This is a genomic window from Vibrio sp. Isolate30, from assembly GCF_022397975.1.
GTDB lineage: Bacteria > Pseudomonadota > Gammaproteobacteria > Enterobacterales > Vibrionaceae > Vibrio > Vibrio fortis.
The window spans coordinates 13,836-33,861 of the sequence record NZ_JAKEUS010000007.1 but is presented as its reverse complement, the minus strand read 5'-3'; the positions used below and the strand labels follow the sequence as shown (position 1 = coordinate 33,861).

At 41.7% G+C, this 20,026-nt stretch carries 17 protein-coding genes, 3 tRNA genes and 1 pseudogene; 12 read left to right on the top strand and 9 right to left on the bottom strand.

Annotation, left to right across the window (positions count from 1 at the left end; genetic code table 11):
* Positions 1–94: 94 nt before the first annotated feature.
* Complete coding sequence (locus tag L1D60_RS16135) at positions 95–1,300, bottom strand: MFS transporter (RefSeq protein ID WP_239842010.1); 1,206 nt, start codon at positions 1,298–1,300, stop codon at positions 95–97.
* A gap of 108 nt (positions 1,301–1,408) precedes the next feature.
* Between L1D60_RS16135 and L1D60_RS16130 the strand changes: the two genes are divergently transcribed.
* Positions 1,409–2,281: a LysR family transcriptional regulator gene (locus L1D60_RS16130; protein ID WP_239842009.1), complete on the top strand. Its 873-nt coding sequence runs from the start codon at positions 1,409–1,411 to the stop codon at positions 2,279–2,281.
* Between the two features lie 451 nt (positions 2,282–2,732).
* Here L1D60_RS16130 and L1D60_RS16125 read toward each other — a convergent pair whose 3' ends face one another.
* Positions 2,733–2,969: a glutaredoxin family protein gene (locus L1D60_RS16125; RefSeq protein ID WP_032549688.1), complete on the bottom strand. Its 237-nt coding sequence runs from the start codon at positions 2,967–2,969 to the stop codon at positions 2,733–2,735.
* 127 nt (positions 2,970–3,096) lie between these two features.
* On the opposite strand from L1D60_RS16125, the gene L1D60_RS16120 reads away from it, so the two are divergent.
* Both L1D60_RS16120 and rlmF read left to right on the top strand, forming a co-directional pair.
* A complete protein-coding gene (locus tag L1D60_RS16120) occupies positions 3,097–3,594 on the top strand; it encodes a M48 family metallopeptidase (protein WP_239842008.1) in 498 nt (165 codons plus the stop codon).
* 3 nt (positions 3,595–3,597) lie between these two features.
* The gene (gene rlmF, locus L1D60_RS16115; RefSeq protein WP_239842007.1) at positions 3,598–4,782 is read left to right on the top strand and encodes a 23S rRNA (adenine(1618)-N(6))-methyltransferase RlmF; all 1,185 of its coding nucleotides are present in this window, start codon (positions 3,598–3,600) and stop codon (positions 4,780–4,782) included.
* Between the two features lie 124 nt (positions 4,783–4,906).
* Here the strand turns inward: rlmF and pilW are convergent, their stop codons facing one another.
* Both pilW and metA read right to left on the bottom strand, forming a co-directional pair.
* Positions 4,907–5,641 carry a type IV pilus biogenesis/stability protein PilW gene (gene pilW / locus L1D60_RS16110; RefSeq protein ID WP_239842006.1) on the bottom strand — a complete coding sequence of 245 codons (735 nt, stop codon included), beginning with the start codon at positions 5,639–5,641 and terminating at the stop codon, positions 4,907–4,909.
* A 175-nt stretch (positions 5,642–5,816) separates the two neighbouring features.
* A complete protein-coding gene (gene metA / locus L1D60_RS16105; RefSeq protein WP_239842005.1) occupies positions 5,817–6,758 on the bottom strand; it encodes a homoserine O-succinyltransferase in 942 nt (313 codons plus the stop codon).
* 286 nt (positions 6,759–7,044) lie between these two features.
* On the opposite strand from metA, the gene L1D60_RS16100 reads away from it, so the two are divergent.
* From L1D60_RS16100 to L1D60_RS16085, 4 genes are all read left to right on the top strand, one after another.
* Complete coding sequence (locus L1D60_RS16100; protein WP_239842004.1) at positions 7,045–7,413, top strand: ATP-binding protein; 369 nt, start codon at positions 7,045–7,047, stop codon at positions 7,411–7,413.
* A gap of 86 nt (positions 7,414–7,499) precedes the next feature.
* Complete coding sequence (locus L1D60_RS16095; RefSeq protein WP_239842003.1) at positions 7,500–7,922, top strand: DUF3859 domain-containing protein; 423 nt, start codon at positions 7,500–7,502, stop codon at positions 7,920–7,922.
* A gap of 623 nt (positions 7,923–8,545) precedes the next feature.
* Complete coding sequence (locus L1D60_RS16090) at positions 8,546–8,803, top strand: hypothetical protein (RefSeq protein WP_239842002.1); 258 nt, start codon at positions 8,546–8,548, stop codon at positions 8,801–8,803.
* 250 nt (positions 8,804–9,053) lie between these two features.
* A complete protein-coding gene (locus tag L1D60_RS16085) occupies positions 9,054–10,073 on the top strand; it encodes a DUF4382 domain-containing protein (RefSeq protein WP_239842001.1) in 1,020 nt (339 codons plus the stop codon).
* Between the two features lie 74 nt (positions 10,074–10,147).
* On the opposite strand, the gene L1D60_RS16080 is transcribed toward L1D60_RS16085, so the two are convergent.
* Complete coding sequence (locus tag L1D60_RS16080; protein ID WP_239842000.1) at positions 10,148–11,257, bottom strand: M20/M25/M40 family metallo-hydrolase; 1,110 nt, start codon at positions 11,255–11,257, stop codon at positions 10,148–10,150.
* A 431-nt stretch (positions 11,258–11,688) separates the two neighbouring features.
* Positions 11,689–11,874, bottom strand: a complete 186-nt coding sequence (locus tag L1D60_RS16075) for a hypothetical protein (RefSeq protein WP_239841999.1) — start codon at positions 11,872–11,874, stop codon at positions 11,689–11,691.
* 250 nt (positions 11,875–12,124) lie between these two features.
* Between L1D60_RS16075 and L1D60_RS16070 the strand changes: the two genes are divergently transcribed.
* The 5 genes from L1D60_RS16070 to L1D60_RS16050 all read left to right on the top strand — a co-directional run bounded on the left by L1D60_RS16070 (position 12,125) and on the right by L1D60_RS16050 (position 14,806).
* Entirely contained in the window at positions 12,125–12,787 is a 663-nt protein-coding gene (locus tag L1D60_RS16070; RefSeq protein ID WP_239841998.1) for a DUF2726 domain-containing protein, read from the top strand.
* A gap of 867 nt (positions 12,788–13,654) precedes the next feature.
* On the top strand, positions 13,655–14,155 hold the full coding sequence (locus L1D60_RS16065; RefSeq protein WP_239841997.1) for a hypothetical protein: 501 nt from the start codon (positions 13,655–13,657) through the stop codon (positions 14,153–14,155).
* Between the two features lie 308 nt (positions 14,156–14,463).
* Positions 14,464–14,540, top strand: a tRNA-Val gene (locus L1D60_RS16060).
* Positions 14,541–14,615: 75 nt separating this feature from the next.
* Positions 14,616–14,692, top strand: a tRNA-Val gene (locus L1D60_RS16055).
* 37 nt (positions 14,693–14,729) lie between these two features.
* Positions 14,730–14,806, top strand: a tRNA-Val gene (locus L1D60_RS16050).
* Between the two features lie 567 nt (positions 14,807–15,373).
* Here L1D60_RS16050 and L1D60_RS23600 read toward each other — a convergent pair.
* From L1D60_RS23600 to L1D60_RS16030, 3 genes and pseudogenes are all read right to left on the bottom strand, one after another.
* Positions 15,374–16,039, bottom strand: a pseudogene (locus tag L1D60_RS23600) (transposase); the annotation flags it as partial.
* A 192-nt stretch (positions 16,040–16,231) separates the two neighbouring features.
* On the bottom strand, positions 16,232–18,412 hold the full coding sequence (locus L1D60_RS23555) for a hypothetical protein (protein WP_275665717.1): 2,181 nt from the start codon (positions 18,410–18,412) through the stop codon (positions 16,232–16,234).
* Positions 18,413–19,024: 612 nt separating this feature from the next.
* Positions 19,025–20,008: an FHA domain-containing protein gene (locus L1D60_RS16030; protein WP_239841994.1), complete on the bottom strand. Its 984-nt coding sequence runs from the start codon at positions 20,006–20,008 to the stop codon at positions 19,025–19,027.
* Positions 20,009–20,026: the final 18 nt, after the last annotated feature.

Sequence of the window (20,026 nt, the reverse complement as noted above, 5' to 3'; positions counted from 1 at the left end):
ACTTATTCCGAATAATTTTTGCGTAGCATAACAAAATCACTCGCAATCAAAACCCTAAATTATTTTTATGTCGATAATCAGCGTTTACTGCTCATCAAACATTCGCCTCTGTCATCGCAGGTTTAGTGCCTTGATGCTGGTGCAACTGATAGAGCCAGATAAAAATCAAACCGTATAACAGCGATCCACCGGCCATAACACCGTTCCAACCGAAATGCTGCCAACAGTACAGAAGTAAGAATCCTCCTAAGCTTCCCCCAATATAATAGTGAACCAAATAGAGCGCCGTAGCGGTTGCTTTCGCTTTTGTGGCCTTCTGACTCACCCAAGCGTACGCCAGTGTATGGGCGAAGAAAGCACCGAAGCTTATCAACAATAGACCTGCAATCATGAATGGAATCTGTTCTACTGCCGAGATAAGCATTCCGAGCAGACTGATTCCTGCACCGAGCGCTATACCCGCGAGCGGATCAAATCTTTGTGTCCAACGACTAGAGAATTTCGAACTGATGGTGCCTGCGAGATAACAAAGGTAGATAAAAGACGCGACACTAACGGCCAGCGAATGAGGCTCTGCCACAAGTCGGAAACCCATCACCGAGTACAGGTTAACGAAGAGCGCGAAGTTTGCGCCACCGATGAGCATTGCGGTCCATAAAATCGGGTTTCTAAGGTGAGTGATCACCGCTCGGTTATGGTGAAAGAACAGACCTTTTTGGGGTTTGAATCCATTTTGATTTGGTAGTTTCCAAGCGATATATAAAGCACCAATGAATGAGCTGACGACAAAGAAGATGATGGCTGACTGCCAATTGTAATAGTCGGTAATCAGTCCACCGAGTACTCGACCAAAAATCCCTCCTAATGAATTAGCGGCAATATAGCCTCCAATTGCGATAGCAAAGGCTTTGGGTGTTAACTCTTCAACCATGTACGCAACAGCAACTCCGGCAAAAGCAGCGACGGCTATTCCCATCACAGCTCGTGCTGCAACTAACTCCCACAACGTCGTGGTGTACACCATAGATAGCCCAACCAGTGGAATCAAAAATAGGCTAAGTAAAATGATGGGCTTACGACCGAAGGTTTCTGATGCAATTGCCCATGGAACAAGGCTGAATGATAAACCCAATGTGGTGGCAGCAAACAACCAGTTCACCTGGGTTTCGCTGACTGAAAAGACTTCAGCCATATGTGGAAGAATAGGTTGGAACACGTAGAGGTTACAAAATATGATAAACGAGCCAATCGCCAATGAACGGGTGATGTTTCTGTACTGTGGCGTTTCTGCGTCAAACATGAGGTGAACCTTGTATTATTATTTACCAACTTGTGAACAAAGTAGCAACTCACCCTTGATAAAAGAAATATATTAAAAATATCACCTCAATATAATTTTTATATCATCATGCTTGAGTCTAAATCACTTCGTCATTTCATTGCCGTTGCCGATCATGGAAACTTTACCCAAGCGGCTAAGTCACTTCATATCGCGCAACCCGCACTCAGTATTTCAATAAAGAAACTTGAGCAAACACTTGAGCTCACGCTGTTTCGTCGTGGTGAAAAACAGGTCACTTTAACGGAAGAGGGTAAAGTGCTTTATGAGCATGCCAAACGCATTGGCCAACAGTTCGACGATGCTCAATTAGCAATGAATGAATTAAAAGGTTTGGAAAAAGGAGAGGTTCGGTTAGGCGCCCCAAGTATGATGGGTAGCTATTTCTTTCCGAGAGTTGTTATGGCGTTTAAAAGCCAGTTCCCCAACCTCAAAATTACCTTGATCGACGCTGGTACGGCTTCTATTCGAGAAATGCTCCTGAATGGCGAACTCGATATCGGCGTGGTTAATCACGACAATGTTCCGGAAGACTTAGAGACAGACCACCTTTTAGCATCAGAAATGCTGGCTGTTGTTGGCAAAGACCATCCTTTTGCCAAGCAGAAAAGTCTGACTTTTGAGCAGTTCTTTGAGCAAGACTTGATCATGTTTAAGTCTGGCTACTTTCATCGTGACTTCATTGATCAAATGCGCATAAAACACGATCTTGATATGAGTATCGCCTTTGAGACCAACCTACTACCGATGATTCTCTCCATCGTTAAGCAAGAGTTTGCAATTACTGCGTTGCTGAGTTTGGTGACTGAGTATGAATCAGATGTTGTGGGCATTCCATTCAGTGAACCGGTAAAGCTCAACCTGTCGCTAGCGTGGAGAAAAGAAGGGTATTTGTCGAGGGCCGATAAAACGTTCATTGAATTCGTTAAACGCTATGTTTAGTTAATAGTTCCGTCAATAACTTGTCATCGGGAACAACAGATGATTTGAGTTGAACTTGTTGAGTAGTTAACTTTTTGATATTTACTGACTGAAAATCACATAAATCCCGCAATTAAAATGAGGTATCGATCGCCTTAGAGCTTGATTTTGTGAAATAAATAGAAAATGAAGTTTACTTTCGGTATTGCTTACGTATAATTCAAATTGTTGACGGTGCGGCATACTTATATTATGAAATGTAAATGTAAAGAACAGCAAGTTGTAAGAGTACACAGAACTTTGTTTGATAAGGTTTTAGGGATTAAAGCGAAGTACAAGTGCGTAAAATGTAACGCGATCTTTAAAATCAAAGGCTAGTTTGACTCTATAACTTTTATTTTCGTGTGACTTACACGACAAAGCCCGCATTATGTGCGGGCTTTTTTATGGGGCAATCTAAACCGACAGGAGTTTAGTTATAGTTGGCGTTATACATTTTATCGAAGTTTTTCTGATTCCATCCAACCATGATCTGATCGCCAATCTTAAGTACTGGGATTGAGCGAGCACCCATTGCTTGTAATTCCTTACGACCACGTTGCATTTTTGCGTTAGTCAGGCGGTAGGTAATGTTCTTTGAATCTAAGTAGCGCTGAGCGTCTTTACAGTGAGGGCATTTATCCGCTACGTACAATACAACACGTTTCATTTAGGTTCTCTCTTGATGGTTCTAGGCAAAGTGTAGCGAATCTGGGGTGATTAGAAAAGTGTGATCAGTTACACTACACGGCTTTGGTTTGTGTCCTCTCTAAAGAGCTCTTTTAAGGCGTAGCTTCATGCACCCATCACTACGTTATATTCAAGGTTATCCGCAACACATTATTGAACCCGTGACCAAATTGGTTGAGTCTGGCCGATTGATAAAGTGGTTCGAATCTCGGTACCCAGAAAACCACACGATTAAGAGCGAGAAAGCGCTATTTGATTACGCGATGGCAATCAAAAATCGCTACATGAAGAAGACACCGCCGATCAGTAAAGTGGTGTACGACAGTAAGATCCACTTAATCAATAATGCATTGGGTTTACATTCGTATGTGGCTAAAAACCATGGTGGTAAAATCAAATCTAAGAATGAGATTCGTATTGCCAGTGTATTTAAGAATGCCCCAGAGCCTTTATTAAGAATGCTCGTGATTCATGAACTCGCACATATTAAAGAGAAAGAGCACGACAAAGCCTTTTATCAACTATGTTGTCATATGGAACCTGAGTATCACCAGCTAGAGTTAGATGCTCGCTTGTTTATGATCTATTTAGACTTAAAGAAATAATCGATGAATCAAAAACCGAAACGCAGCTTTGCCTCTGAAAGCCGTAATGTTAAGAAAAAAGCGTCAGCCACAGTTTCTGACGGTAAAAAGCCTGTCTCTAAAGGTAAAAAAACCACGTCATCAAAGAAGCGTGCTACGTCTAGCAAGCCAAGTAAAAGCAACAAGAGTTCAAATCAAGCTACAGGAAAGAAACCACAAGTTAAAAGTGGTTTACACCCGCGCAACCAACACCGTGGTCGATATGACTTTCATGCTCTGGTGAAAGCCTTGCCAGAACTGAAAAGCCAATTGATCAAAAACCCTGGGGGTGAATCGACCATTAATTTTTCTGACCCGTTGTCAGTGAAGCTATTGAATAAGGCGTTGCTTGCCCATCACTACGGAGTTCAGCACTGGGATATACCTGCTGGCTACCTATGTCCACCAATTCCTGGGCGCGCTGATTACATTCATCGAGTCGCCGATTTGCTAAATAGCGAGAGTCAAGGTAAGCCTTACCAACATGACAAGGTCAAAGCCCTTGATATTGGCGTAGGCGCGAACTGTATTTACCCAATCATAGGAACGACGGAATATGGATGGCGTTACAACGCAAGTGACGTGGATCCGGTTTCGGTTAAAGCAGCGAATTTCATAGCTGAAAGCAACCATAACTTAAAAGGTAAGATTCACTGTCGACTGCAACATGACTCGACGGTTTTCTTTAAAGGGATAATTAAAGAAAATGAACGTTACGACGTCACAACGTGCAACCCGCCATTTCACAGCTCTTTAGAAGAAGCACAGAAGGGGACTCAACGAAAACTGGATAATCTTGCTGCCAACCGAGCAAAGAAGCAGGGTAATCTCGACAATAAAGCTTCGCGTCCGAGTGCAATGGCGAATAAGCAAAGTAAACCTGATCTTAACTTCGGTGGTCAAAAAGCAGAGCTATGGTGTCCTGGAGGTGAAGCAAAATTTGTTACCGGTTTAGCCAAGGAGAGTGTGGAATTTGCCACTCAAGTTATGTGGTTCACGACTTTGATCTCTAAGAAGGAAAATGTTGCGGTGTTAAAGAGTCAACTGACCAAGCTTAATGTGAAGCAGGTTAAAGTCGTTGAGATGGCTCAAGGACAAAAAATCAGTCGCTTCGTTGCTTGGAGCTTTATGGATAAACAGCAGCGTCAGACTTGGATTTCTCTTAAATAACCATAATAAGGTATTTGGCACGTCAAAGTAGAGATAGACATTAAACAAATCGAGACAGTTATTAAAGCCGATGGTTGAATAGTTTCAATCATCGGCTTTTTTAATCACTACTCTCTAACTTTTATTAAGTTTCTTTCATTTCATCAAGCATGGATTGGTATTTATCGCGTAGAGCTTCGTTACCTGACTTCGATTCCAACTCAACTAAGATCTGAAGAGAGGGGATTTGATATCCATATCGCTGGTGGAACTTAAACAAACGTAATCTTGCGTCACGATACTCATCTTGTGATACCTCAATCTTTGTTAATTGGAGGATTGATTTAACACGGTTTGGATCGTGGTCGAGGGCACGCGTGAAGTAATATTTTGCTCTATCACGATCGCCAGATTTCAGTGCGCAAAACCCTGCGTTTTCGTAACTTGCAGAAACCAAATAGTAGAAAGGCTGATTGATCGCCTGATTAAAATAACGGTCGGCTTGTTCATAGTCGCCCTGCTTACAGAGAAAGGTGCCATAGTTATTAAGGACGTTACCGTTATTAGAATCTAGTCTTAATGCGGACTTATATTGTTTTCTTGCCTCATCGGTTTCTCCAACGGTTTCATAATAATGAGCCATAGAGAGGCGAGCTCGGTAGTAGCGGGGAGCATGCTGGATCGCCAGTTCAAGGTTCTCTCGCGCCCGCACCATATTCTCTTGTTCCATATAACCTAGCCCAAGTGCGATTCTCGATTCAGACATTGAAATCGGATCCGCTTCCGCTCTTTGTGGTTCTCCTTCTGTAACCGATACACAACCACTGAGTGCAACAAACAGCAAGAATGATGATGGCTTGAATAACTTGGGTGAGGGCATTGCGAGACTCCTATTAGCTACCAGAACATGATATGAGAACTCGAACTATTGGTTGGCAAAAAGGGGAGGTAATGCGATCCACTCACCATAAAAAGCCGTTCGTTATCAACTCTTAATCGAGTAGTGACAAACGGCTCTAGTGAACTTATCTGTTTGAAAGGGTAACTTAGATGAATTAGTCGTCCTTGGTAAAGTTTTCTTCGCTGAAATGTTCCAAGTCGTATGGTGTTTGTTGGTAAACGCAATAGTTTAGCCAATTTGAAAACAACAGGTGACCATGACTACGCCAACTCGCAACGGGCTTGTTGTCAGGGTTGTTGTTCGGGTAGTAGTTGATCGGAATGACTGGCTCCATACCTTCTCCAAGATCGCGAACGTATTCATTGTGGAGTGTATGAGCGTCATATTCTGGGTGGCCAGTGACAAATACATTTCTCTTGTCTTTGGTAGCCGCCAAGTACACGCCTGCAACATCCGACGTCGCCAGAATATCAAGATCCGTATGTTCAGATAGATATTCAGGTGAAAAATCTGCGTAGCGAGAATGTGGAGCTAAGAAGGTGTCGTCAAAGCCTCGTAAGATTGGATGGTATGGCTTATGGATCTCGTGATGATAAACGCCAGATAACTTCTCTTTTCGTGTGCGCTTTGGTAGATCGTAAAGCAGTTTCAAGCCAGCTTGAGCCGCCCAACAAACGTAAAGAGTTGAGGTAACGTGCTTGTTTGCCCACTCCATGATGGTTTTTAGATGGTCCCAGTAGATAACATCCTCAAACTGAACCAAACCTAGTGGTGCACCAGTGATGATCAGTCCATCAAAGTTGCGGTTTTTTACCATCTCAAACTGACGATAAAAGTTATCAAGGTGCTCAGTGGGTGTGTTTTTACTAGGTCTGTCATCAATGCGCAGTAGCTCTACATCTACCTGTAGCGGACTGTTTGACAGTAGGCGTAAGAATTGAGTCTCAGTTTCAATTTTCTTCGGCATTAGGTTGAGGATCAAGACTCGAAGTGGACGAATTTCCTGTGTCGATGCTCTTGATAGCGGCATAACAAAGATGTTTTCTTCTCGAAGAACATCGCTCGCTGGCAATTGGTCTGGAATGCGAATAGGCACTGCTTTCTCCCTAAGCTAGATATTTAGACGTCTATACTTCTGAATCTATAATATATTGTGACGCTTGTCGACATACAAAACGCACCTTTGTAAATATTTCGTTATCGAATCTGCAGAGTATCCCCGCAGTTTAGCGCGGTTAAATAAGTGATGTTGTGAAAGTGCGCGAGCACAATTGAGTCTTTGCTGCTTAAAGTAGCGCTTAATGATCTAGGTTTATGATTATGACTTCAGATACGTTAACATTCTGCTTTCACGTAATTTTCGGTTGTGGGTGAGTGCGAGTTTGAAACTTATCTTAATACGAGGCTTGCCTGGTTCTGGCAAATCGACCAGAGCAAGATCTCTGGATGCCTTTCATGTTGAAGCCGATATGTACTTCGTGAATAGCGACGGTGATTACTGTTTCGACCCGGCGTTACTCCCTAAAGCGCATGAGTGGTGTCAAAATCGTGCGGAAGATGCCTTAAAACAGGGAAATGATGTGGTGGTATCCAACACGTTTGTTAAACGATGGGAAATGAAGGCGTACCGAAACATGGCACGCAGGCATGGTGCTGAACTAGTGATTGAAGTATGCCGTGAACAGTATGGCAGCATTCACGGTGTGCCAGAGTCTGTTGTAAAGCGCATGAAGAAAGAGTGGCAAGAATAATAAAAGCTCTAACATCGGATTCGAGTATCCAAAATGTCTTGTTTTAATAATACATCCAAAGAAATTAGTTAAAGGTTAAATGATCAATGGCAAAACGTTCTGTGGTCGTGGATATGACGTCTTATGGTATCTACTCAACTTGGGATTCAAAATCTAAAGACCTACCTAAGATTCAGGAATTTACTCATCGAGTAGAAGCGGAGATCGATGTTGAGTTTGGTTACATCATCAACATCAAAAAGGCCAAAGGAGAAAAGATTCGTTACTGCATCTATCACCCAAATATCACCACGGATAAAGGAGAGGTACTTGAGCCGTTTGACGGTGAAGAATACGTTGGCAGCAACGATTGGGATTTCTATCTAGGCGACACTATTTGGGCGCCTATCGACAATAAGATCGGAAAGTGGAGAATGACGGTCGAGCTTAAAGGAAGAGTGATTGCTGATAAGACTTTTGATTTAGTTGCGAAAGACGAAGGTCAATTTTGGAAAAGACGAGGGTTCTAAATCGTCGTCGAGGTTCTCCCAATTCTGTTACACAACAAAGCCAAGTCGTTACGCTTGGCTTTGTTGATCTTGGTCGAGCGTTAAATTTAATCTCAATAAGATACGTTTGTTGTTGATATTAATGTATTGATTTTGCTCGCTTAATTATCTTATTGATATAAAAAAGTCTCTTTCTTTCTATAAATAATAGAGACCCTTGAAAGCAATATGGATACTACACCCTCACCAAGATAGGGCGGCCAAGCCTTATGAATGTCATTTTTTGGGTGAAGTTATGATAACGATAGATACAGCACTGTTAGGATCACTGTCGATCGGAACTCTTCGGTCGGTAGAGCATTCTTCCAAGCGTAGTCACAAAGTAAATAAAACGGCTAAGAATATATTCACTGCAATCTGTGCCAATGATGACCAACCGATCACCATTGATGAAGCTCTGAGATTACGTGATAAAACATGTTTTATTTGTGATGACTGCGGTCACAGATTAAGAGCACATAAACGTTCAAAAAATGGGGCGAATGCACACTTTGAACATTTTATAAAGAACCCATTCTGTAAATATTGATAATATTATCAGAGGCCGATTTAGGGCTAGAAATCAAACCAAGAAAGGAAAGTTAATGTTGTATGTACTTGTTATAGCTATTGCTATAGCGGTCTGTGTCTTTGTCGCCAATTCAAAGAGTAGAATCAAAGCAGCGCAGCTTAAAGATTCATACCTAAAGAGCTATATGACCAATGAAGAGCTTTTTAGTCAGAATGATTTTTTAAGTGTTATCTTCACTCAGCTAGAGAAGGGGAATCAAGTAGCCGCTAAAGATATCAAAGAAGCGTTTGACGTTATGGCAAGAATGGAAGCGTCATCCCAAAAAACTTAGCAATCTTCTCGTGTCACCTCTTTATTTTCATTGCCCTGTCAGTGGCTTGCTTAGCACTGACAAATATTATTGATTTAATTGTCAGTATCTCCCGCGAAATTCGCTCTCCTAATCTAAACTTAGCCTAATACCATGATCCAACGTCACCTCCTGATAGTTAAAAGGTGGTGGTTGAATCGTGTCTTTTGTATTTGGCTGAGGGGAGTCGAAAGTTCAATTTATTCAAAAACGAGTGAATGAGGTACGGAAGATGAATAATAAAGTAGGATTAGCGGCTGCGGCGACAGTGGTACTTGGGCTTGCTGGCTGTGGAGGCGGGTCAGACTCGTCAACAGCGACGACACCGGTAACGTTTAGTGTTTCTGATGCCCCAGTTGATGACGTACAAGATGTCGTTGTGACGTTTGACAAAGTCGCATTACTACCCCAAAACGGAAGTGAGCCGTTAGTTTATGACGTTTATTTGATGGACGAAGAGGGTAACCCAATTGATGAAAATGGTGATCCTATCTTAGACGGAGACGATCCACTTCCATTAAGCGTTAATTTATTAGATTACCAAGGCAGTGATTCACTTGCTCTTATTTCTGGTGAAGTAGTGCCAGTCGGTAGCTACAAGTTGTGCGTATTTGCAAGAGATGGCGATCATGACGAGTATCCTTCTTACGTTACTGAGGACGACAGCACGGTACGAGAGCTGACTGTTAAAGGCGATGGAGCGTGTCCGCAAGGTGTTGGGAAAGAACCCAATACCGGTGTTTTGTATTTCAATAACTCGTTTAATGTTAATCAGCAAACCAACGATTTTACGATCGAGTTTGATTTGAGAAGAGGCTTGAAGAACACATCTGCTTATCCAAACTATACGATTCAACGCACCTCAATTTCTTTGATCAACAATGCAGAAACTGGCCACATCGAGGGTGAAGTGCTAGCCGCGACGAATGACGCGTGTCAAAGTGGTGAACTGGGAATTCAAGCGGTTTATCTGTATGAGGGAGATGTTGCGCAAGAAGACATGGCACCTGTAGGCGGAACCGATGAAGTGAAACCGATTACCACCGCCCTTGTTCAAGATGTTGAAAACTCGTCAGATTTCTCATTCTCTTTAGGTTATTTAGACCCAGGCATGTATACGCTTGGTTACACTTGTAATGCTCAACTTGATACGGGTGATGAAGAAATGGTTGTGCCTGATGAGTTCAGCATCCACAGCATTCAATCAGGAGTGATTGTAAACGCGAATGAAACCAGCAATGTGACTTTCTAATTTGCTTTGAATAGATAAAAAAAGCCGACCTACTTTATTGAGGTCGGCTTTTTATTGTGAGTTTAAGAGACTGATTAGCCTTGAGTAACGTAAGTCATTACAAACTCGGTAATTGAAACCATGTCTTTAACTGCGATGTATTCTTCAGTTGTATGAACTTTTGCCATACCAGTTGAAAGATTCACTGTAGTTAAACCCTTGGCGTTGAAATTGTTTGCATCACTACCGCCGCCAGTACCTTTGGTTGCTGCGGTAACACCGAGTTTTTCAAATGCCGATTTGATTGATAGGATGTGTGGGTGATCGTCAGCAATGACAAATGCGTCGTACGCGCGAGTAGACTCGATTTCCACTTCTGCACCGAACTGCTTAGCACTCTCTTCGAATGTAGAGATCATGTGGTTAACTTGGTTAGTCAGTTTTTCACCATTCAACGAACGGGCTTCAGCAACAACCGTTAGCTCAGGCATTACGATGTTAGTCGCTTGTCCACCTTCAACAATACCAACGTTAGCCGTTGTTTCTTCGTCGATGCGTAGCAAGTTCATCTTAGTGATAGCATCTGCCGCGACTTGAATCGCACTAATGCCTTCTTCTGGTGCTAGGCCTGCGTGGGCTGGGCGACCTTTAATCTTAGCCACAATCTTTTGTTGACCAGGAGCCGCATTAACGATGGTGCCAATCGGGCCACCTGTGTCTAGCACAATGGCATTGTCTGATTGGATATAAGACATATCGAAGTTCAATGACCCGAACAGGCCACCTTCTTCATAAACAGTGAATGCGATTTCAATGGTTTGGTGTTCGCGACCTTCCGCTTGAATGCAACGCACTGCTTCCATGATCGCTGCGATACCAGATTTGTCATCGCCACCTAGGATAGTATTGCCTTTCGAACGAATGATGCCGTCTTCGATGACTGGTTCGATGCCAATTCCAGGTGTTACTGTATCCATGTGGCAGCTAAACACGGTGCTACCTTCTAGCGAGCCTTCTAGGCGTGCGTAAATATTGAAACCATTAGAGACTTCTTCAGGTACAGGCAATTTGTGAACGGTAAAGCCAAGCTCACCCAATTGCTCTGCTAGCATTTCAGCGATTGCTTTCTCGTTACGTGATTCGCTATCGATTCTTACTAGGTCGCAAAAGTGCTCAACTAGACGTTGCTCATTAACTTGGGTCATTTTTAACTCTCATTATGATGACCACTTTTTCGTCTGAAATAGTGGTCTGTAGGAACAGGAAATTCAATATAACGCCAACTACACGGTACAATGTCTGAGTTAAATCAAGAAAATGCTCTGAATCTTCTAGATTTCTAAAAATTCTAGGCTCGAATCTATGAGGGTTATGATTGTAAGGGGATTGCTATCACCTTGGTGAATTATCAACGGCTAGTGAATTACAATGTGCATGAGGCTGACATCTAAAAGTCGCTCTACATTCTTGGTTACGTTTATTTGGTGGTTGATGACCTCGATGATGGTATTCGTGAGGTGTTATCAGATTGTAGCAGTTCAAAGAGATCAAAAGAGTTCAAGAAGGGGAGGGAGTGACAGCAAACCTTACTTGGAGGAAATAAAGTTTGCTGTCAGGTGAAGCCAAAGCCGTTTGACTATTTAGCGATACCTTGCAGCAGTTCAACCAGTTCCGTTTCAGTAGACGGTTCTTTTGCTAGTTCAAAGACTGCTGAAGCACCGCCTTTCAACATGTAAGCACGAGTACTGCAATGGTCATAATGGAACCATTTTCCATCGACACACACATCGGTATAACATCTCGGGTCTTGTTTTAGTTCCATATTGTCTTCCTTAACATTTTTGTAACTAATTTTAAGTTAGTTGATCACATATGATGCTAATTTGATCTACATCAATACTGAGGCGTTTTTCTGTATGGGAATTGTTCAGAACGTGTTCTATATACCGTATTTAGCTTGATAAATGAGTAATAGAGACGTGTTCAGGGCTGTAAAACTGATGCTTTTTCTTGCCTATAACCGCGTTTATACATACGCTAACGGTTCTAGTTCCTAGTTAAGCAATGGCAAAATGACGAATATTTTTATTGTTGTAGTTCTTCTGGTTGTGTTCTTTTACTTCATACAAAAATATGTGGTTAAACATGATGATACGAAAGATCATGCTTACCAAAAGAAAGGGGCATTACTGAACATGCAGCAAGCAGCCTTTTACAATGCGCTGAAATCCGCTGTGGGGAATCATGGGGCGGTTTTTGCTAAAGTGAGCATGACAACTGTGTTGGCTCCAGCCAAGTCAAACTCAAAAAAGAACTGGTTTATTGCCAATAATAAAATCTCTCGTAGTTATTTCGACTTTGTTGTTTGTGACCCACGAACGCTAGAGCCGCGAGTCATCATTGAATTAGACAATGGCAAGGAACTCAACAAGGGTAAAGTGGACCGAGAAAAGCTGCTCATCCATGTGTGTAAGTCGGCGGGTTTGCCTTTAATCGGCGCCTCAATTAAACACAGTTATCAAGTGAGCCGTTTAAAAAGATTGCTTGCCGCACACATAGACCTGATTGAGCCTTCTAAAGAGGTGCGCTTTTGTAAGAAGTGCGGCTCACCAATGATTATTAAACTTGCGAGCCAAGGTGAACACAAAGGTCGTCGGTTCTTCACATGCAGTCGTCAACCTAACTGCACTTATACCGAAAACTACAATGTCGTATTTGAATCTGACGAAGAGTAATCGTTTCTAAATTTTGTTTCCTCTATTTGGGAAGGTGCGCCTTCCCAATAATTGTTAAACCTCACCTCATAATCAAATCTATTCCCTCTCTTTTCTTTAATCTTACATATAGTGTGGATTAGCTTTTCCTTTATTTTTATGAAATAAATTCATAATGGTAATGAAAATTTATCAGTTTAATATTTAAATCATTCTGATATTTAACGTTAAAATTTCGCTTCCTAGCTCTATTGATCTATAGAGTCAATAATTACAATTGTCTGCGTTTGTAAGCGCATGTAAGGGTGGATAAACTTAAGTAAAATCGATTGATTGCATGATTGTTTTTGTAAATAATATTTTCAAACAAAATAAAAATAATAAAACGTCTAGTTGAAAAATATAACTAGGAGAAGTATGAAAAATTGCAACCACAAATCGACAGTTCGAATACATCGGACAAATATAGACAAATTGCTGCTTATTAAGAAAAAGTACCGACGTAATATTTGTAATAAGATTATCAAAATTAGATAGGATAAAAGCACGCTACATGTTATTAACAAATTTTAATAATGTGAAATGATCTTTAATTATTATAATAAGCTCACTGTTCGAGCGTTTCTGCAACTCGCTCAGTAAAACAAAAACAACAACGTCTCGGCATTTAAGGGTAGTCAATTCTACCCTTTTTTTTACTCACTACTTAAGGAGACTTTCGCTAAGAGACTGAACAACAGTTTTGACCAAAAGCATGAAGCCGTCATGTCTGGGTCACTGAATAAACGAACAGAAGCATACGTATTTTAAAATTAACCTAAATGCTTAAGTTTTATTCAAACAAACATCCGCTAGCCATCGAAAAAATAAAATAACGAGAAATTCGGTATGAACACAACAACAAGTGCAGATGCATTGTTTAAAGACAGCTACTTATTGGGCGCAATGAAGCTGATCTATAACTACAAAAATAATGATAAAGAGCGAAACTTCGAATCGATGTATCGTCTGGTCCACAATCAGCAGCTTCTCACCATTTCTAATGAGTGTGATAAAATACGAAAGATCGGAGAGATTTTAGATAAGTACAAACCAACCTCAGAAATGGTTGTCGCTTTTTATATTATCAGTATAGAGAGGCCATCGGTGTACTTTATGTTCATTGATAAGCTGATAAATAGAAGGTGGACACATGCATCCGACCCAGTCGTACACTTAGACAGGCTACTGTCTTCGATTCCTAGCTCAGACCGACTAGGAAGATTTAATCTCATCGTCGGAATCATTACGCTGTTTAACTACTATGATCGTGGACAAAAAATGCAGTCTTTGGTTCTCACAACGCCAAAAGAATATACGCTTCCAAGAATAAAAAATAGTCTGGGCTAATTTTGGATAGAGAGGGTTTTATTATTTGCTTGGCTATTGTGTTTAGTCTAATGGGGATTTACCTAATAGAGTTAGGCTAGCATAGGCCAATCAATAGAAAGGATATAAGTACACACCAAGTCAAAGCACTCTATACGGAGTGCTTTGTGTTTAGGGCTTGTGAGTGTGACCTAACTCAATAAAACCACAAGCTTAAGTCTAAAAAAGCAACGCTTTGTTGATATAAAGAGCAAACAGTTGATTTCAAGCAAATTTATACTTGCACCAATTCATCTCTGTCGTTAATATCTTTCTCGTTCTTAAGGAATGGGTCCGTAGCTCAGTTGGTTAGAGTACTACCTTGACATGGTAGGGGTCGGCGATTCGAGTTCGCCCGGACCCACCATCCCTTAAGTTGTTTCTTGTCAAAACAACCGCTTTAGTCACACGAGACTTAATCAAGCAAAAGAACACAAAATTTGGGTCCGTAGCTCAGTTGGTTAGAGTACTACCTTGACATGGTAGGGGTCGGCGATTCGAGTTCGCCCGGACCCACCACTCCTTACTGCATAGAAATGCAAAGAGTAACATTTTTGGATCCGTAGCTCAGTTGGTTAGAGTACCGCCTTGACATGGCGGGGGTCGGCGATTCGAGTTCGCCCGGATCCACCATATATCAACACAACGCCTCGCATGTTGCGAGGCGTTGTCGTTTCTGAATAGGCAAGACTGTGAGTTTGAACTGTTGGACTTGTTACTTGATATACTAACTGCTCTCTACATATTTATTCTTTTACTTAAAACGACCTCTGTCTTCATATTTATGTTTGTGCCCACTTTGTGACCGTCAAATGACCGGGCAATGCTTCGAGTAATACAACTGCAACGACTTAGCTATAGTTGACGTAATACTATATATATAAAAATAAACTCTAAGACTCATAAGACTTCCCACCAGTACATACGTACTTAATTACGATTATATTGCATATCAACCATAGGGCTGTTCGTTGGTACGCGAGCTACTGACGCTGTGAAAGCCATGATAGACAAAGCGGTCGAAGAAGCCGGTCAAATGCTATCTGGTCGAGAGCATGTAGAAACATACTTATATCAACGACCTTGTTGATGTACCTAGCACAACCCAAATCATGCGTGAGTAGGTTTTTGGTCCTGTTGTACCAATCAAGGTACGTACTTAACCTCGTCTCTCATTATATGAATGCTGCAGAGCTGTTACGGAGTGCTGTATGGAATCGGGAAAGCCCTTGAGGTCATCGACACATTTTATGAGAATATCTTTTACCTCATAGTTTTGTAGCTCTGTTTGCCTCGTTGTGTTTGCGCCTAAAACAAGATAAACAGCTTTGTTGATGACTTGCTTATCTTGCTTTATTTTAAAGGCAATACAGCCGAAGTAAGTGATAGGGTAGACTTCATCTAAAGGGCGTGATTGCCTTTCAACAACCTGCTATAGAACGGAGTCCGTCACCTTTGAATAAAGATTGGTTAGACATCTACATCGTACATTTCCTTGAATGTGGCCACGATTGCTCCAGTCGTCATGCCTTTAGCATAGAGACTTAAGATCTTGCCATCTATAGACTGTAAATGAGTTTGATGCTTATGAAAGAGCTTCGGATCGAAGTATGATTCACGTTCGGGGGGAACATCTATTGTCACTCGGTTATCACTGTTATAATCGGCCTAGAGGAGTACCTATTACGGGAGTTGAAATGGGGTTATAAGAGTGTTTTTCGTAGCCTAGGTGTTCATCAAGCTCGAATTCAATGTCGTCTCTGCAGTCACCTTGGTTAACATTTTGCGGAAGTTATCAAAATCAGATTCCCTCTTAATTGATTTATCTGCTTCACGAGCAAAAACTCCAAGTGCTTTCTTGTCCACACTATCCATCCCTATCATTTAAGGTTTAAGTCTAGACAGTTACACAGAATTTAGGACCGTCTCGGTAAGGTTTCAATTCTAACGTGTCTCTCTATGACTATCATGTCTTTCTCTGTAATTTGAGCCGTGTTCCTGAGTTCTGATTCAATTGAATTAGAACTCAGGAACAATTCTTAGGTCTTGAAGCAAAGCTTAATTGATCGTTTTCCAAACTTTGGCAGCTTCTTGGAAAACTAGAGTAAACGTATAATCGTAGTTATTGCTTCCAGGATCGTTAGTAGAACTATCTGTCGGATTATCAATGATTTGCCCCATACTATAACTATCGTTGCTATCATATGTACAACTGCAATTTTCAAACAGTAAGATGTACTCGGTCCCAGAAGTTAGATTTTTTGTTGACAAGCTAATTTCATTCCAACCGCCATTGATATTTACGTTTGAGGCTAACGAATCAATCGCTGCTAAATCTCCTCTCGGTGCTATTGAAATGTTTATTGTACTTGCAGATCCTGCCATGAGCTTTATTGCTGAGAGTGTAGCGTTTCTATCTAAAATGAATGTTTGAGCGTATTGGAAAGAGTTACTTGCGCTCATACTTCCACTGTTAGAGGTGCCAATCGCTTGCTCGTTAGTGCTTATCAACAACTGAAGTGCAGATATATCTGCATTGAAAACTAACGTACCATTTGGAGTCGAGTCTTTATCCAAACTATCGAGATCTGATTGAGTAAAGTAGTTCACTAAAGCTGCAGCATCATCACCTTTAGGCCCCTGCGGCCCGGTTTCCCCTTGTAAGCCTTGTGGACCAGTATCGCCTTTAGGTCCTTGGGCTCCGGTTTCACCTGTTAAACCTTGTGGCCCTGTATCGCCTTTAGGTCCTTGAGGTCCGGTTTCACCTGTTAACCCTTGTGGTCCTGTATCGCCTTTAGGTCCTTGAGGTCCGGTTTCACCTGTTAACCCTTGTGGTCCTGTATCGCCTTTAGGTCCTTGAGCTCCGGTTTCACCTGTTAACCCTTGTGGTCCTGTATCGCCTTTAGGTCCTTGAGCTCCGGTTTCACCTGTTAAACCTTGTGGCCCTGTATCGCCTTTAGGTCCTTGAGCTCCGGTTTCACCAGTTAAACCTTGTGGTCCAGTATCGCCTTTAGGACCTTGCGCTCCGGTTTCACCAGTTAAACCTTGTGGTCCAGTATCGCCTTTAGGTCCTTGGGCTCCGGTTTCACCTGTTAACCCTTGTGGTCCTGTATCGCCTTTAGGTCCTTGAGCTCCGGTTTCACCGGTTAACCCTTGTGGCCCTGTATCGCCTTTAGGTCCTTGGGCTCCGGTTTCACCAGTTAARCCTTGTGGACCAGTATCGCCTTTAGGACCTTGGGCTCCGGTTTCACCTGTTAATCCTTGTGGTCCTGTATCGCCTTTAGGTCCTTGGGCTCCGGTTTCACCTGTTAACCCTTGTGGACCAGTATCGCCTTTAGGACCTTGGGCACCGGTTTCACCTTTTAATCCTTGTGGTCCTGTATCGCCTTTAGGTCCTTGGACTCCGGTTTCCCCTTGTAAGCCTTGTGGACCAGTATCGCCTTTAGGACCTTGGGCWCCGGTTTCACCTKTTAATCCTTGTGGTCCTGTATCGCCTTTAGGTCCTTGGACTCCGGTTTCCCCTTGTAAGCCTTGTGGACCAGTATCGCCTTTAGGACCTTGAGCTCCGGTTTCACCAGTTAAACCTTGTGGACCAGTATCGCCTTTAGGACCTTGGGCACCGGTTTCACCTTTTAATCCTTGTGGTCCTGTATCGCCTTTAGGTCCTTGGACTCCGGTTTCCCCTTGTAAGCCTTGTGGACCAGTATCGCCTTTAGGACCTTGGGCACCGGTTTCACCTTTTAATCCTTGTGGTCCAGTTTCACCTGGTTCACCAGTATCCCCTTTTAATCCAGCAATATCGCCAACCCATTTGCCATCTTGATTAATGACAATGTCATCGTTAACTTTAAGCTCAGATAAATTAGCACTGCCAACTACAGAGCTAGACATTTCGGCATAGTAGGAGCGTGGAGTGGTATATAATTTTAATCTTGGGGACATTTCTCCATCGTTGTCGATGTTGAGTCCCAAGTACAAATCTGAGTTTTCGAAAATAGAAGTATCAATAGGTAGATCTTCGCCGAGGGTGACGCTGTAGTTACCATCAGTAAATTCGACAATTTTTTCGTTCGCCCAGAGTAATTGACCATCATTCTTATAAATAGAGAAAATTACTGGCAATGTAGCATCAATGGTTGTGTTGCTGTTCGCATCGTACAGAACACCATTGTGATTAAACTCTGCAGCATATGTCGAATAAGAAACGAATAGAGTGGCTAGTAGGGTAATATATTTCATAATAAATCCTATTAGAGTTATTTAACCCTAACTTGGTAATTTTCGGAGCTTGTTTTAACGGAGGGGTCTTCAGAACTTGCGACACTGATGATTTTAAATATGGGAGAGCTAGCAACTTGCTTAGGTTCCTCGAACCCTTGTTCTGCTTCTGGGGTAGAGTAAACAGCCTCTGTTGGTGTAGAACTCTGAGTTTGTTCTGGGTCTGAACATCCGACTAGAATCAAGCAACTGAAAGTGCAACTGACGAAAATTCTCATATTGTTTTCCGTAACCTATCTTGGGTGACCTAATATGTCACCCGGTACATGTATTTAGAAGATTTACGAGATGTGCCTTACTCTAACGAACTGCTTCATTTCTATTGATTAGTTTCAAAGCCAGCCAGATGACACTGCTCTCGCTTGCTACTAACATACTTATTTATGAAACTTCGTTCTATTACACAATATTACACAGCATAAGATCCGAAAGACGGGTGGAGAGGAAGCGGTAATCTGGGAGGTAAAAGGTTCGATTTAATGATTTTCAAAGCTGTAAAGCTAGTGACTGTACACAGGAATGTAATAAGTAAACCAACTAATGCTATGTTGGTTTACTTAAGGGTAATGTTGGTTATGCCGCAATGTTTCTCGAATCTACTTCTAACTTGCTGCCTTTAATTATTTGGTAATCTTTTATTGCTAGCCTAATTCTACCTCGTTTTCTTTCAATAAGGTTGGGTACTAAAACACCTTCGGGCTCTAATAGCTCCGAAAGCTGTTTACGAGCTCTATATATTTGGATATTAATATGAGTCTCTGCAATTCCTAGATCTTTTGTTAGTTGTTCAATTGTTCGCCATCCCTGCATGGGTTCGGCGATATTGTTTTTTAAATCTTCGGCTTTATATCGTGCTAGCAAAGCTGTCAAATAATGATGACTTCGAGCCTGACAATCGATTGATCTTTGTTCATCTGTGATAGTGAGTTCAGTTACCTCTTCATCTAAGCTTAAATTGAAGGTGTAGCAAAGATTATTATTTGACTGTTTTTTAAGACACATTGTTTCGGCGTCTTCAGCCTCAACGCTTTTGAATAACTGCCACGTTTTTTCTGAAAACTTGATTTGTTCACCGTCACTCAGACTACTACATAAATTGTTCTCAAAGTGCTCACATTGCCATTCTTGTTTTATCTGGTCATAAAATACGACTAACTCAGGAGATGTATCGTTAGGCAAAAAGTGGTAGTGCTCTAAATAAATAGGTTCGAGGCCAGATTCAATGTAAGCTTCTTGCTCCGTTGGCAACAGAATGTCTTTTGGTGGCTCAAGACTTTCGATGATGAAAGGATCTGTTTGCGAATTCGAGAATAAAATTTCATCATTGACGTTAAGTAAGTGAGGTCGGTTAGGTTCAATTATCTTGCCATTTATTCTGACTCCGTTCTGGCTGACATCTCGGATAAACCAGTGTTTTTGAAACTCTATGATAGCGTGTATTCGTGAAACATCTGGTAAATTGATAGCTGTGTTTACAGACGACGAAAGCCGGCCAAACTGATGGAATGCTTTCAAGTATATTGGTTTGGTAAATCTTTGATTATTTAAATAAGCCATGTGTTTTCTCACCATTCA